We start from the raw sequence: 13,383 nt of genomic DNA, 5'->3' as shown, positions 1-13,383 counted from the left end.
CAGCAAGGCTCCGCCGTTGATTGGAAGCAGCCAGCCGCCCGCGATGGCATGTACTGGTAGAGGGGTTTGTGGTTTAAATGCCAGGGCTTCATTGTCAATTTGAAGAGCTGAAAAGCGAAATAGCTGAGCAGAGTGAGGCAAGCAATGACTGAACACGTTCAAGTGGGTGGCCTGCAGGTCGCCAAAGTCCTGTTCGACTTCGTGAACAACGAAGCCATTCCCGGTACCGGCCTCACCGCCGATTCGTTCTGGGCCGGCGCCGACAAGGTCATCCATGACCTGGCCCCGAAAAACCAAGCCCTACTCGCCAAACGCGACGATTTCCAAGCGCGTATCGATGCCTGGCACCAATCCCGTGCCGGTCAATCCCACGACGCTGTGGCCTACAAGGCCTTCCTGCAAGACATCGGTTACCTGCTGCCAGAAGCAGCGGACTTCCAGGCCACGACGCAAAACGTCGATGACGAGATCGCCCGCATGGCCGGTCCGCAGCTGGTGGTTCCGGTCATGAACGCCCGCTTCGCCCTCAACGCTTCCAACGCCCGCTGGGGCTCGTTGTACGACGCGCTGTACGGCACCGACGCCATCAGCGAAGCCGACGGCGCGGAAAAGGGCAAAGGCTACAACAAGGTCCGTGGCGACAAGGTCATCGCCTTCGCCCGCGCCTTCCTCGACGAATCCGCACCGCTGAGCGCGGGTTCCCATGTCGACGCCACGAGCTACAAGATCGTTGGCGGCAAGCTGGTGGTCGGCCTCAAGGGCGGCAGCAACAGTGGCCTGCGCGATGATGCCCAGTTAATCGGCTACCACGGCGACGCTGCGGCACCGACCGCGATCCTGCTCAAACACAACGGCCTGCACTTCGAAATCCAGATCGACGCCACCAGCCCCGTCGGCCAGACCGACGCCGCCGGCGTCAAAGACGTGCTGATGGAAGCCGCACTGACCACCATCATGGACTGCGAAGACTCGGTAGCTGCCGTCGACGCCGACGATAAGGTGGTGATCTACCGCAACTGGCTCGGCCTGATGAAAGGCGACCTGGCGGAAGAAGTGGCCAAGGGCGGCAAGTCCTTCAACCGCACCATGAACGCCGACCGCGAGTACACCGCCGTCGACGGCTCGACCCTGAAGCTGCACGGTCGCTCCCTGCTGTTCGTACGCAACGTGGGTCACTTGATGACCATCGACGCGATCCTCGACAAGCACGGCAACGAAGTGCCGGAAGGCATCCTCGACGGCCTGCTCACCAGCCTGGCGGCGGTGCACAACCTGAACGGCAACACCTCGCGCAGCAACAGCCGCACCGGTTCGGTCTACATCGTCAAACCGAAGATGCACGGTCCGGAAGAAGCGGCGTTCACCAACGAGCTGTTCGGCCGCATCGAAGACGTGCTGGCGTTGCCACGCAACACCCTGAAAGTCGGGATCATGGACGAGGAGCGCCGCACCACGGTCAACCTCAAGGCCTGTATCCAGGCGGCCAGCGAGCGCGTGGTGTTCATCAACACCGGCTTCCTCGACCGTACCGGCGACGAAATCCACACCTCCATGGAAGCCGGCGCCGTGGTGCGCAAGGCTGAGATGAAGGCCGCAAAATGGATCGGCGCCTACGAAAACTGGAACGTCGATATCGGCCTGAGCACAGGCCTGCAAGGTCGCGCGCAGATCGGCAAAGGCATGTGGGCCATGCCCGACCTGATGGCCGCGATGCTCGAACAGAAAATCGCCCACCCGCTGGCCGGCGCCAACACCGCCTGGGTGCCATCGCCCACCGCGGCGGCGCTGCATGCCCTGCACTACCACAAGGTCGACGTATTCGCCCGCCAGGCCGAGCTGGCCAAGCGCCCCCGCGCTTCGGTGGACGACATCCTGACCATCCCCCTGGCCAGCAACACCAACTGGTCGGAGCAGGAAATCCGCAACGAACTGGACAACAACGCCCAGGGCATCCTCGGTTACGTGGTGCGCTGGATCGACCAGGGCGTGGGCTGCTCCAAAGTGCCGGATATCAACGACGTAGGCCTGATGGAAGACCGCGCGACCCTGCGCATTTCCAGCCAGCACATCGCCAACTGGCTGCGCCACGGCGTGGTCACCGAGGCCCAGGTGCTGGAAAGCCTCAAACGCATGGCTCCAGTGGTTGACCGGCAGAACGCCGGCGACGCGCTGTACCGTCCTCTGGCGCCAGACTTCGACAGCAACATCGCCTTCCAGGCGGCGGTCGAACTGGTGATCGAAGGCACCAAGCAGCCAAACGGCTACACCGAGCCGGTGCTGCACCGTCGTCGTCGCGAGTTCAAGGCCAAGAACGGCCTGTAACAACGCGGCGCTAGCCCAATGAAAAAGCCCCGATCACTGATCGGGGCTTTTTTTTGCAACATGGGTGACGGCGTCTAGGGCCTGTACGAAAACTCGCCGAGCAAAGATCAGGCAAGGCAAAAACAGGCGAGGAACGGCCGGGGTCGCGTTCGACTGTAGGGACCTACATGAGCATTCCGATCGGACTCGCGCCCGAGCCTGTTTTTAACGCAGCATGATCGAAGCGCAGGTAGTTTTCGTACAGAGCCTAGGGGACCACGCCCAGTTCGTGCTTGACCAGGCTCAGCAGCTTGTCGGTGTCGATGGGTTTGAGCAGGAAGTCGACCACGCTCAAATGCATGGCCGCAATGGCGTCGCGCACGTCGGCGTCGCCGGAAATGATGATGATCGGCAACGCCGCCCGTTCCGATTCGCGCACCTGGCGGATCAGCTCCAGGCCACTGCAAGGCGCCATGCGCAGGTCGGTGACCAGCAGTCCGATGGATTTATTCGAGTTCAACAGCTCCAGTGCCGCTTTGCCGCTGGCAGCGGTAACGCAACGGATGCCATCCAGTCCGAGGATTTCCGAAAGCAACTCGCGCGCATCTTTGTCGTCATCGGCAATCAATACGCGCTGTGGCGGCAGGTCGGGCTCCAGCATGACTGCGCTTAGCGCCTCGCGCTCGGCGTCACTCAAAATATCGTGGTCGGACATAGGTTTCCTACATGTTCAAGTCAATCCCCTAGCACAGTGGTCAGACATCGCTAAGCAGGCCTTCAATGTGCACTTCGTCGGAAATTTTTCCAAGAGGTCTGTTGAGCACTTTTTTTGCGCCAACGACCCCGGGCTTAGACCAAATCCCCACGATTGAAGCCCTACCTAGACTTACGTCCAATGGGCACCCCGGGCACAGGGGCCGACCATGGCTGTTGATCCGACCACAACAAATCCAAAAAGACTGCGGTAATAGTTATGAGTAAAGCGGATGCCTTCACCCAGGCAGGGAAAACCGCGGTGTTGCAGAACATCCACGGCACCATGCAGTTCCTGCAACGGTTCCCGCCGTTCAACCAGATGGAAAACGCCCACCTGGCCTACCTGGTAGAACAATGCCAACTGCGCTTCTACGGGCCTGACGAGAGCATCATCAAGCCCGCCGACGGGCCGGTGGAACACTTCTACATCGTCAAACAGGGCCGAGTGGTCGGCGAACGTCCGCACACGGCCAAGGGCGGCACCGAGACCACCTTCGAGATCACCACCGGCGAATGCTTCCCGCTGGCCGCCCTGCTGGGCGAACGGGCCACGCGTACCGAACACCTGGCGGCCGAGGACACCTTCTGCCTGCAACTGAACAAGCCGGCCTTTATCAAGTTGTTTGCCCTGTCCTCGGTGTTTCGCGACTTCGCCTTGCGCGGGGTCAGCAGCCTGCTGGACCAGGTCAACCAGCAAGTCCAGCAAAAAGCCGTGGAAACCCTCGGCACCCAATACTCGCTCAACACCCGCCTGGGCGAGCTGGCCATGCGTCATCCCGTGACCTGCAGCACCGTCACCCCCCTGCGCGAAGCCGTGACCCTGATGCACGAGCAACAGGTCGGCAGCATCGTGGTGGTGGATGAGCACAAGGCGCCGATCGGTATTTTCACCCTGCGCGACCTGCGCCAGGTGGTAGCCGACGGCACCGATGATTTCACTCAGCCGATCGAACGGCACATGACCCACGGCCCGTTCTACCTGACGCCGGACCACAGCGCCTTCGACGCGGCCATCGCCATGACCGAGCGCCATATCGCCCACGTCTGCCTGGTCAAGGACCAGCGCCTGTGCGGCGTGGTCTCAGAGCGTGACCTGTTTTCCCTGCAACGGGTCGACCTGGTGCACCTGGCGCGTACCATCCGCAATGCCCCACGGGTCGAGAACCTGGTGGCGCTGCGCGGCGAGATCGGGCAACTGGTGGAACGCATGCTGGCCCACGGCGCGTCCTCGACCCAGATCACCCACATCATCACCCTGCTCAACGACCACACCGTGTGCCGGGTGATCGAACTGACCCTGGCCGACCGCGGCGATCCCGGCGTGCCCTTCAGTTGGCTGTGTTTCGGCAGCGAAGGCCGCCGTGAGCAGACCCTGCACACCGACCAGGACAACGGCATTCTGTTCGACGCCCGCGACGCGGCCCACGCTGCCGAGATCCGCGGCAAGCTGCTGCCCCTGGCGCAGCAGATCAATCAAAGCCTGGCGCAGTGCGGCTTTACCCTGTGCAAGGGCAATATCATGGCCGGCAACCCCGAGCTGTGCCTGTCCCGCGCCGAATGGGCCCGACGTTTTTCCGCCTTTATCCGCGAAGCCACCCCGGAAAACCTGCTGGCCTCCAGCATCTACTTCGACCTGCGGGTGGTCTGGGGCGATGAACAAGGCTGCGAGCAACTGCGACGCGGCATCCTCGACCAGGTGGCCGACAACCGGCTGTTCCAGCGCATGCTGGCGGAGAACGCCTTGCGTCAACGGCCGCCGGTGGGACGCTTCCGCGAATTTGTGCTGGCGAAAAAGAACGGCGAAAAGGCCACCCTCGACCTCAAGGTCCAGGGCCTGACCCCCTTCGTCGACGGCGCCCGCCTGCTGGCGCTGGCCAACGGCATCAGCGCCAACAACACCCTGGAGCGCCTGCGCCAACTGGTGGCCAGGGAAGTGATCGAGCCCCTGGACGGCGCGGCCTATGAAGAGGCCTACCACTTTATCCAGCAGACCCGCATGCAACAGCACCAGCTGCAAACCCGCGAGAACCTGCCCTACTCCAACCGCGTCGACCCGGACCGCCTCAACCACCTGGACCGGCGCATCCTGCGTGAATCCCTGCGCCAGGCCCAGCGCCTGCAAAGCAGCCTGGCCCTGCGGTATCAGCTATGAGCCTGTTCGCCTGGCTGCGCCCCGCCAGTGCCAGCCTCACCCCCGAACAACAGCAGCGCCGCGACCGCCTGCCGGCCCCGGCGCCATTGGGCGAATGCAGCCTGCGGCAACAGCGCTGGGTGGTGCTGGACCTGGAAACCAGCGGCCTGAACCTCAATCGCGACCAGGTGCTGTCGATCGGTGCGGTGGTGATCGAGGACGGCGCCATCGACTTCAGCCAGCAGTTCGAGCGCACCTTGCTGCGGGTCGACCACAAGCTCAGCCCCAGCGTGCTGATCCATGGCCTGGGGCCGAGCGCGATTGCCGCCGGTTGTGACCCGGCCCAGGCGTTGCTGGACTTTATGGAGTTTGTCGGCGACAGCCCGGTGCTGGCCTTCCACGCACCCTTCGACCAGCACATGCTCGGTCGGGCGCTGAAAGACAGCCTGGGTTATCGCCTGCAGCACAGTTTTATGGATATCGCCGAACTGGCACCGCTGCTGTGCCCTCAAGCCAATATCCGCGAAGCCGGGCTGGATGACTGGATCGACTGGTTCAAGCTGCAAGTGGGCGAACGCCACCATGCCGCCGCCGACGCCCTGGCCACCGCAGAACTGGCGCTGATCCTGTTCAGCCGTGCCCGCCAGCAGCAGATCCACAGCCCGCTGAACCTGCAACAGCGCCTCAACCAGTGGAAGCGCCGTCAGCAGGCGCCTTCTTTCTAACCGGCGGATCTTCGGTGCCGGTCAGGGCCAGCGCAGCCTCGCAGGCTCGGCAGCGGCTCCACACCTGGCGGCACCAAGCAACGCCCGCACTCGGCTAAACCCGGCGTCCCTGATGGCCAAAACCACAGGTTCCACCCGACAGGCGCCCATTGCGCGGCCGTTGCGCCCCTGCGACAATCGCGAATAATTCTCGTTAGTTTAAACTTCTCGATTGGTGATGCCCGTTGTCGTCAGCCCAAAGCCCCCACAATGAGCTCGTTGGCGCGTTATATCGCGACCATCGCGGCTGGCTGCTGGCTTGGCTGCGACGCAACGTGGCCTGTCCGCAACGGGCCGAAGACCTGAGCCAGGACACCTTCGTCCGCCTGCTGGGCCGCGACGAACTGAACACGCCGCGCGAGCCACGGGCCTTTCTCGTCGCCATCGCCAAGGGCCTGCTGTTCGACTATTTTCGCCGTGCCGCCCTGGAACAGGCGTACCTCACCGAACTGATGCTGATCCCGGAAGCCGAGCACCCCTCGCCGGAAGAACAGCAGATGATCCTCGAAGACCTCAAGGCCATCGACCGCCTGCTCGGCAAGCTGTCGAGCAAGGCCCGCGCCGCGTTCCTCTATAACCGCCTGGATGGCCTGAGCCACGCCCAGATTGCCGAGCGCCTCGGAGTCTCGGTGCCGCGCGTGCGCCAGTACCTGGCCCAGGGCATCCGCCAGTGCTACATCGCGCTGTACGGTGAGCCGGTATGAACCCCATCAGCTCCAAGCCGGTTTCGTCCCAGGTGCTGGACGCGGCGATTGCCTGGCAGTTGTCGCTCGATTCCGGCAACGCCGTGGAGCGCGAGGAGTTCGCCAAATGGCACGCCGCCCATGAAGAACATGCCCGGGCCTGGCGCCAGCTGGGCATGCTCGACCAGCGCTTCAGCGTGGCCTCGGGCCCGGCCCGGGTGGCCCTGCTGCAATCGCGCGAAGGGATCCGCCGACGGGTGCGCAAGCTCGGCAGCGGCCTGGCCAGCGTTGCGCTGATGATCGGCCTGGCGCTGTTCGCCGGGGAACGCTACCTGCCGCTCAACTATTGGCTGGCCGACCAGCGCACGGCCACCGGCGAGCAGCGCACTCTGCACCTGAGCGACGGCACCGTGATCAACCTCAATACCCACAGTGCCCTGGATGTGCGCTTTGACGACAAGCAACGGCGCATCGTGTTGCAGGAAGGCGAGATCCTGATCGAAACCGGCCACGGCGACGCCCGCCCGTTCATTGTCGAAACCGATGACGGGCACATGCGCGCCCTCGGCACGCGGTTCCTGGTCAAGCGGGAGAACCAGGGCACCCGCCTGAGCGTGCTGCAGTCCGCCGTCGCCGCTCGTCCGCAGGCGAGCCCCGACGAACAGATCCTCAAGGAAGGCCAGCAGGTACTGATGCGCCGTGACGGGCTCGGCCCGCTCCAGGCCTTGAACGCCGGCGCCGACGCCTGGACCCGCGGCATGCTGGTGGTGGACAACGCACGGCTCGAAGACCTGATCGGCGAACTCGGTCGCTACCGCCGCGGCCACCTTGGCGTGGCCCCGGAAGTCGCCGACCTGCGTATTACCGGCAGCTTCCCGCTGCACAACACCGACCTGGCGCTGACCGCGCTACTGCCGACCCTGCCGGTGCAGATCGAACGGCATACGGCGTGGTGGGTAACGGTGGCTGCCAAGGCCGACGCCAAGCCCTGAAACCCAGCGGTCGGCATTGCCGCCGTGGCCGGCAGGCCTGCGCTGCCCCTCTGCCACGCAGGCGCTCGCCTGGTGCAACGGGCGCGATCGAAGCTCGCCTTTATCTAAATCAAAATTATTTTCAATCAGCCCTATCACTTTTTGCATCTCGTCCGGCACATAGGCAATTGCGAACTATTTCCATTCAGGAGCCGCCGTATGTACCGCTCGCTAGACACCTTGTTGCGCCCCAGCCTCTTGGCCGTGGCCATTGCCCTCTGCACCCCGCTGGCCAGCACTGCGTTGTTGGCCGCCGAGCAGGCGTCCAGCGTGCGTACCTACAACCTGCCGGCCGCGCCCCTGGCCAGCACCCTGAACCAGATCGCCAGCCAGGCTGGCCTGGCCCTGAGCCTGAACCCGTCCCTGGCCGCCGGCAAAACCTCGGCCCCGGTCAAGGGCCCGTTCGACGCCCCCGGCGCCCTGCGCGAAGCCCTGCGCGGCACCGGCCTGCAACTGGAGCAAAGCGGCGCCGGCACCTACAGCCTGGCGCCGATCCCGGAGGGCGTGGTGGCGTTGCCGGAAACCAGTATTACCGGTCAGGAGTTCGCTGAAACGGCTTGGGGACCGGTGGATGGCTACGCCGCCAAGCGCACCGCCGCAGGCACCAAAACCGATACCGAGCTGCGAGAAGTTCCCCGTTCGATCTCTGTCGCCACCCGCGATCAGATGCAGGATCGGGCCGTACAGAACCTCGACGATGCCGTGCGCTACATGCCGGGCGTCACCGCCAGCAGCTATGGCAGCGACAGCCGCGCCGAATGGTTGAAGGTCCGTGGCTTCGAGCCCACCCAGTTCCTCGATGGCTTGCCGCTGCCCAAGGGCACTTACACCATGCCCAAGCTGGAAACCTGGGATCTGGAGCGTGTGGCGCTGCTGCGCGGTCCGGCATCCTCGGTGTATGGCCAAACCCCACCCGGTGGCCTGCTGGATATGGTCAGCCGGCGCCCGCAGGACACGGCCGGCCATGAAGTCCAGCTGCAAATCGGCAGCTACCAGCGCAAGCAGATCAGCTTTGACAGCACCGGTCCGATCGATGATGAAGGCCGCTTCCTGTACCGCGTCAGCGGCGTGGTACGCGACAGCAACACCGCCATCGAACATAACGAGGACAAGCGCTACAACATTGCCCCCAGCCTGACCTGGAACATCGACGACGACACCAAACTGACGTTCCTGAGCCAGTTCAACCGCGACGATACCGGGATCACCAGCCAGTTCCTGCCCCTGCAAGGCACCAAGCTGTACAGTCCGGCAGGCGAGGTGAAGTACCACAAGAACCTGGGCGACCCGAGCTGGGAGTATTACGACAAGACCTACTACGCCCTGGGCTACGCCTTTGAACATCGCCTGAATGATGTCTGGCAGTTCCGGCAGAACCTGCGCTACACCAAAAGCGACCTGTCCTTCCAGGGCATTACTGCCGGTGGCTTCTATTGGCCGAACAAACCGGATCTGGCGGTCAGTGCCGACGGTACGGTTCGGCGCGGTGCCAACATCGTCAACGAAGACATCAGCCAGTTCGCCGTGGATAACAACTTCCAGGCCGACTTCAATACCGGTGTACTCAAACACACGCTGTTGCTAGGCCTGGATCACGAACGCGTCAACACCAACTACAAATGGCTGTACGGCGAAGCCCCTACCAGCAACATCATCAACCCGATCTACGGGCAGGACTTCAGCAAGGTCGCCTATTCCGCCTACAACGATTACAACCAGAAACGTCAAGGCACCGGCCTGTATCTCCAGGACCAGATGGCGCTCGACAACTGGCGCCTGACCCTGGGCGGACGCCAGGACTGGCTGCACACCGATACCAAGTTCTACAACATTGCCAGCGAACCCCGTGATCAGCGCGACGACCACGCGTTCACCGGCAATGCTGCGCTGAGTTACGTCTTCGACTCGGGCTTCACGCCCTATGTTTCCTATGCCGAGTCGTTCCAGGCCGAAGCCGGCGGTAACTCCAAGGGGCAGGCCTTCGAGCCTAGCACTGGCAAGCAATACGAACTGGGGGTCAAATACCAGCCGCCAGGCAGCGACATACTGCTGACCGCTGCGGTCTACGACCTGACGCGGCAGAACATCGTGCTCTCCGACAGCCTGGGCGTAAGCCGGCCATTGGGCGAAGCCAAGGTCCGCGGCTTCGAGTTGGAAGCGGTAGGCAACGTCAACGAGAACCTCAAGCTCACGGCGGCCTACACCTACGCCAACAGCAAAATGACCAAGGTCGGCGACCCTCAGGACAAAAACCGTCCGTTGCCCCTGACCCCGGAAAACCAGGCCTCGATCTGGGCCGACTACACCTGGCATAACGGCTTGCTGGACGGCTTCGGCGTGGGCTTTGGCGCGCGCTACATCGGCGAAACCAATAACATCCCCGCAGGTAACCTGCCCTATGTCGGCAGTAAGTCCGACGGCGACACCGATGCCTATACGGTCTACGACGCCGCCGTGCACTACGACCTGGGCCGCCTGCAGAACTCGCTGAAAGGCGCCAGCATCGCCCTCAATGCCAACAACGTATTCGACAAGGAATACATGTCGACCTGCGACGGTACTTACTGCTACTACGGCGATCGCCGCAACGTCATGGCCAGCGTCAACTACAAGTGGTAAACCGCTAGCTTTCCGGTATCACAACAAGGGTCACGGCCACGCCGTGGCCCTTTTGCATCTGGATGATTCATGAAAAGCCAAACCATCCGCCGCTGGTCCTTTATCCACACCTGGACCAGCCTGATCTGCACTGTATTTCTGCTGATGCTGGCCCTGACCGGCCTGCCGCTGATTTTCCACCACGAGATCGATCATCTGCTGGGTGACTCGCCGCAGCTACGGGAAATGCCCGCCGAGACTCCGCACCTGGACCTGCAGCAGCTGGTGCGCGCCGCCGAGGCCCATCGGCCAGGCGAGGTGATGCAGTACTTCGGCTGGGATGAAGACGATCCCAACGGCGTGGTGACGATCATGGCCAAGACCGCCGGCACCGAGCCGAACTCGTCCCACACCTTCATGCTCGACGCCCGCACCGGCGAGGCCGTGGCAATGCCCTCGGCCAACGGCGGGCTGATGATGGTCATGCTGCGCCTGCACGTGGACCTGTTCGCCGGCCTGCCGGGCAAGCTGCTGCTGGCGTTCATGGGCCTGCTGTTCGTGCTGGCGATCATTTCCGGCACCGTGCTGTACCTGCCCTTCATGCGCCGGCTGAAGTTCGCCAGCGTACGCCACGACAAATCCACCCGCCTGCGCTGGCTCGACCTGCATAACCTGATCGGCGTGGTGACCCTGACCTGGGCCCTGGTGGTGGGCGTGACCGGAGTGATCAGCGCCTGCGCCGACCTGATCATCGCCGCCTGGCGCAACGACAGCCTGAGCGCGATGATCGCCCCTTACCGCGACGCGCCACCGCTGACGCAACTGGCCCCGGCCAGCTGTCTGCTGGATATTGCCGCGCAGGCCGCGCCGGGCATGCGCCCGGACTTTATCGCCTTCCCCGGCACGCGCTTTTCCAGCGAGCACCATTACGCGGTGTTCATGAAGGGCAGCAGCCACCTGACCTCGCACCTGCTGACCCCGGTGCTGATCGACGCCGCGACCCTGCAGGTCACTGCCGTGGCCGAACGGCCGTGGTACATGGACGCCATGGGCATGTCCCAGCCGCTGCACTTTGGCGACTATGGCGGCATGCCGATGAAGGTCCTGTGGGCGGTGCTGGATGGGCTGACCATTATCGTCCTGGGCAGCGGCGTGTACCTGTGGCTCGTGCGCCGGCGCAACAGCCGCGTCTTGAACAGCACGCAAAAGGTGGCGCCATGAAGCCCCGGCAGAGCAATTTCTGGAAGGTCTTCAGTGCCCCGCTGCTGATCGGCCTGCTCAGTGCCGTCGGACTCTTCGCCGCCCTGCTGGGGGATGGCGCCTGGGACAGCCTGAGCTGGCTCGGCCTTGGGCTGCCGGCCCTGATCGCCCTGCGCGGATTGCTCGTACCCCGCTAAATCCCCCTCCACGATCCCGCTCTATACCCAGGCGCCCTGCAGTGGCGCCCGGGCCAATTGCGGCCTTCGTTGTACGACGACAGTCCCGCCACAACCCACTGCATCTCGTCAGCCCAGAATAAAAACCCCATTGACAGCCCGTTAAAGGACTCTTATAACGGAATCAAGTTGTACGACGACACACAACGTAACAATTTGTCGACCCATAAAAATAATTCAAAGAGTGTCCAGCCAATCATGACCCGACTCCGTCTTTCGCCCGCACCGCCCGCCTGTTTCCTGCTGCACGCCGCCCATTCGCCACCGTGATGCCCCTGCGCGCGCCCTTTGGCGCCGCCAACCGGCAACACCCATAAATCCAAGAAAATGATGGTGAAGCGATGAAAATCAAAGGCATCCGCTGGTGGATGGTCGGCCTGGTCACGGCTGGCCTGATGGTCAATTACCTGGCCCGCAATACCCTGTCGGTGGCCGCACCGACCCTGATGAGCGAGATGAACATCTCCACCGAGCAGTACTCGCACATCGTCGTTGCCTGGCAGGTCTGCTACGCCCTGATGCAACCGGTGGCCGGCTACATCATCGATGCCATCGGCACCAAACTGGGCTTCGCGATATTTGCCGTGGCCTGGTCCGTGGCCTGCGCGGCGGCGGCGCTGGCCTCGGGCTGGCAAGGCCTGGCGGTGGTTCGTGGCCTGCTCGGCCTGACCGAAGCGGCCGGGCTGCCGGCAGCAGTCAAGGCCTCCACCGAATGGTTTCCTGCCAAGGAGCGCTCGGTGGCCATCGGCTGGTTCAACATCGGCTCGTCGATCGGCGCGCTGCTGGCCCCGCCTTTGGTGGTCTGGGCGATTCTCAACAGTGGCTGGGAGCTGGCGTTCCTGATCGTCGGCGCCATGGGCATCATCTGGAGCTTCCTGTGGCTGGTGCTGTACAAACACCCGCGGGACCAGAAGCTGCTGAGCGAGCGTGAGCGCGACTACATCCTCAGTGGCCAGGAAGAGCACTTCAAGGATCCAAATCCGAAAAAAGGCAGCTGGAAAAAGATCATCGGCAACCGCAACTTCTACGCCATCGCCAGCGCGCGCATGTTGTCGGAACCGGCCTGGCAGACCTTCAACGCCTGGATCCCGCTGTACCTGATGACCGAGCGCCACATGAACATCAAGGAAATCGCGATGTTCGCCTGGCTGCCGTTCCTCGCCGCAGACCTGGGTTGCGTGCTGGGGGGATACCTGAGCCCGTTCTTCCACCGCTACTGCAAGGTGTCGCTGTTCACCTCGCGCAAGATGGTGCTGTTCTTTGGCGCCTCGTGCATGATCGGCCCGGCCTGCATCGGCCTCGTGGCAAGCCCCTACACCGCGATTGCCCTGCTGTGCGTCGGCGGCTTCGCCCACCAGACCCTGTCCGGGGCGCTGTATGCCATTACCTCGGACTCGTTCGGCAAGAATGAAGTGGCCACCGCCACCGGCATGGGCGGGATGTTCGGTTACCTGGGCGCTGCGGCATTCACCCTGGTGTTTGGCGTGATGGTGACCAAGATCGGCTACAGCCCGCTGTTCGTGGTGCTGGCGATTTTCGACATCATCGCCGCCCTGGTCGTGTGGAACGTCGCTCGCGAACTCAAGCCCACCCCGGCCTCACCCGCCAGCAGCAACACCCCGGGCGCCCAATTGAAACCCGCGCTCTGAGTGACCCCCTATAGCCGCTGCCGAGCCTCGCGAG

The 13,383-nt window shown here is 63.4% G+C and carries 10 protein-coding genes; 9 read left to right on the top strand and 1 reads right to left on the bottom strand.

Translation table 11 applies throughout. The annotated features are described in order from the left end of the window. Positions 1 to 144 precede the first annotated feature (144 nt). The gene (locus MF4836_RS26595) at positions 145 to 2,322 is read left to right on the top strand and encodes a malate synthase G (protein WP_078472820.1); all 2,178 of its coding nucleotides are present in this window, start codon (positions 145 to 147) and stop codon (positions 2,320 to 2,322) included. A gap of 247 nt (positions 2,323 to 2,569) precedes the next feature. Here MF4836_RS26595 and MF4836_RS26590 read toward each other — a convergent pair whose 3' ends face one another. Then, positions 2,570 to 3,016: a response regulator gene (locus tag MF4836_RS26590; RefSeq protein ID WP_078472819.1), complete on the bottom strand. Its 447-nt coding sequence runs from the start codon at positions 3,014 to 3,016 to the stop codon at positions 2,570 to 2,572. A 258-nt stretch (positions 3,017 to 3,274) separates the two neighbouring features. On the opposite strand from MF4836_RS26590, the gene MF4836_RS26585 reads away from it, so the two are divergent. The 8 genes from MF4836_RS26585 to MF4836_RS26550 all read left to right on the top strand — a co-directional run bounded on the left by MF4836_RS26585 (position 3,275) and on the right by MF4836_RS26550 (position 13,349). Next, a complete protein-coding gene (locus MF4836_RS26585) occupies positions 3,275 to 5,209 on the top strand; it encodes a DUF294 nucleotidyltransferase-like domain-containing protein (RefSeq protein ID WP_207202151.1) in 1,935 nt (644 codons plus the stop codon). After that, the gene (locus MF4836_RS26580) at positions 5,206 to 5,913 is read left to right on the top strand and encodes a 3'-5' exonuclease (RefSeq protein ID WP_078472817.1); all 708 of its coding nucleotides are present in this window, start codon (positions 5,206 to 5,208) and stop codon (positions 5,911 to 5,913) included. The genes MF4836_RS26585 and MF4836_RS26580 overlap by 4 nt, the downstream gene beginning before the upstream one ends. Before the next feature lie 224 nt (positions 5,914 to 6,137). Next, a complete protein-coding gene (locus tag MF4836_RS26575; RefSeq protein WP_078472816.1) occupies positions 6,138 to 6,656 on the top strand; it encodes an RNA polymerase sigma factor in 519 nt (172 codons plus the stop codon). Continuing rightward, the gene (locus tag MF4836_RS26570; RefSeq protein ID WP_078472815.1) at positions 6,653 to 7,627 is read left to right on the top strand and encodes a FecR domain-containing protein; all 975 of its coding nucleotides are present in this window, start codon (positions 6,653 to 6,655) and stop codon (positions 7,625 to 7,627) included. The genes MF4836_RS26575 and MF4836_RS26570 overlap by 4 nt, the downstream gene beginning before the upstream one ends. Positions 7,628 to 7,825: 198 nt before the next feature. Next, entirely contained in the window at positions 7,826 to 10,285 is a 2,460-nt protein-coding gene (locus MF4836_RS26565; RefSeq protein ID WP_078472814.1) for a TonB-dependent siderophore receptor, read from the top strand. Between the two features lie 69 nt (positions 10,286 to 10,354). Next, positions 10,355 to 11,485: a PepSY-associated TM helix domain-containing protein gene (locus MF4836_RS26560; protein WP_078472813.1), complete on the top strand. Its 1,131-nt coding sequence runs from the start codon at positions 10,355 to 10,357 to the stop codon at positions 11,483 to 11,485. Then, positions 11,482 to 11,661 carry a hypothetical protein gene (locus MF4836_RS26555; RefSeq protein WP_078472812.1) on the top strand — a complete coding sequence of 60 codons (180 nt, stop codon included), beginning with the start codon at positions 11,482 to 11,484 and terminating at the stop codon, positions 11,659 to 11,661. The genes MF4836_RS26560 and MF4836_RS26555 overlap by 4 nt, the downstream gene beginning before the upstream one ends. Positions 11,662 to 12,041: 380 nt before the next feature. Beyond that, the gene (locus MF4836_RS26550) at positions 12,042 to 13,349 is read left to right on the top strand and encodes an MFS transporter (protein WP_078472811.1); all 1,308 of its coding nucleotides are present in this window, start codon (positions 12,042 to 12,044) and stop codon (positions 13,347 to 13,349) included. Positions 13,350 to 13,383: the final 34 nt, after the last annotated feature.

It is taken from the genome of Pseudomonas sp. MF4836, from assembly GCF_002018875.1.
Lineage (GTDB): Bacteria > Pseudomonadota > Gammaproteobacteria > Pseudomonadales > Pseudomonadaceae > Aquipseudomonas.
Note: the sequence above shows the minus strand (reverse complement) of the source record. Positions and strands in the feature narration are given on the sequence as shown.

Bases quoted from the DNA above. Each gene is read 5' to 3' on its own strand.
- MF4836_RS26565 (WP_078472814.1), top strand. From the start codon at position 7,826: ATGTACCGCTCGCTAGACACCTTGTTGCGCCCCAGCCTCTTGGCCGTG.
- MF4836_RS26585 (WP_207202151.1), top strand. From the start codon at position 3,275: ATGAGTAAAGCGGATGCCTTCACCCAGGCAGGGAAAACCGCGGTGTTG.
- MF4836_RS26595 (WP_078472820.1), top strand. From the start codon at position 145: ATGACTGAACACGTTCAAGTGGGTGGCCTGCAGGTCGCCAAAGTCCTG.
- MF4836_RS26550 (WP_078472811.1), top strand. From the start codon at position 12,042: ATGAAAATCAAAGGCATCCGCTGGTGGATGGTCGGCCTGGTCACGGCT.
- MF4836_RS26590 (WP_078472819.1), bottom strand. From the start codon at position 3,016: ATGTCCGACCACGATATTTTGAGTGACGCCGAGCGCGAGGCGCTAAGC.
- MF4836_RS26580 (WP_078472817.1), top strand. From the start codon at position 5,206: ATGAGCCTGTTCGCCTGGCTGCGCCCCGCCAGTGCCAGCCTCACCCCC.
- MF4836_RS26555 (WP_078472812.1), top strand. From the start codon at position 11,482: ATGAAGCCCCGGCAGAGCAATTTCTGGAAGGTCTTCAGTGCCCCGCTG.
- MF4836_RS26570 (WP_078472815.1), top strand. From the start codon at position 6,653: ATGAACCCCATCAGCTCCAAGCCGGTTTCGTCCCAGGTGCTGGACGCG.
- MF4836_RS26560 (WP_078472813.1), top strand. From the start codon at position 10,355: ATGAAAAGCCAAACCATCCGCCGCTGGTCCTTTATCCACACCTGGACC.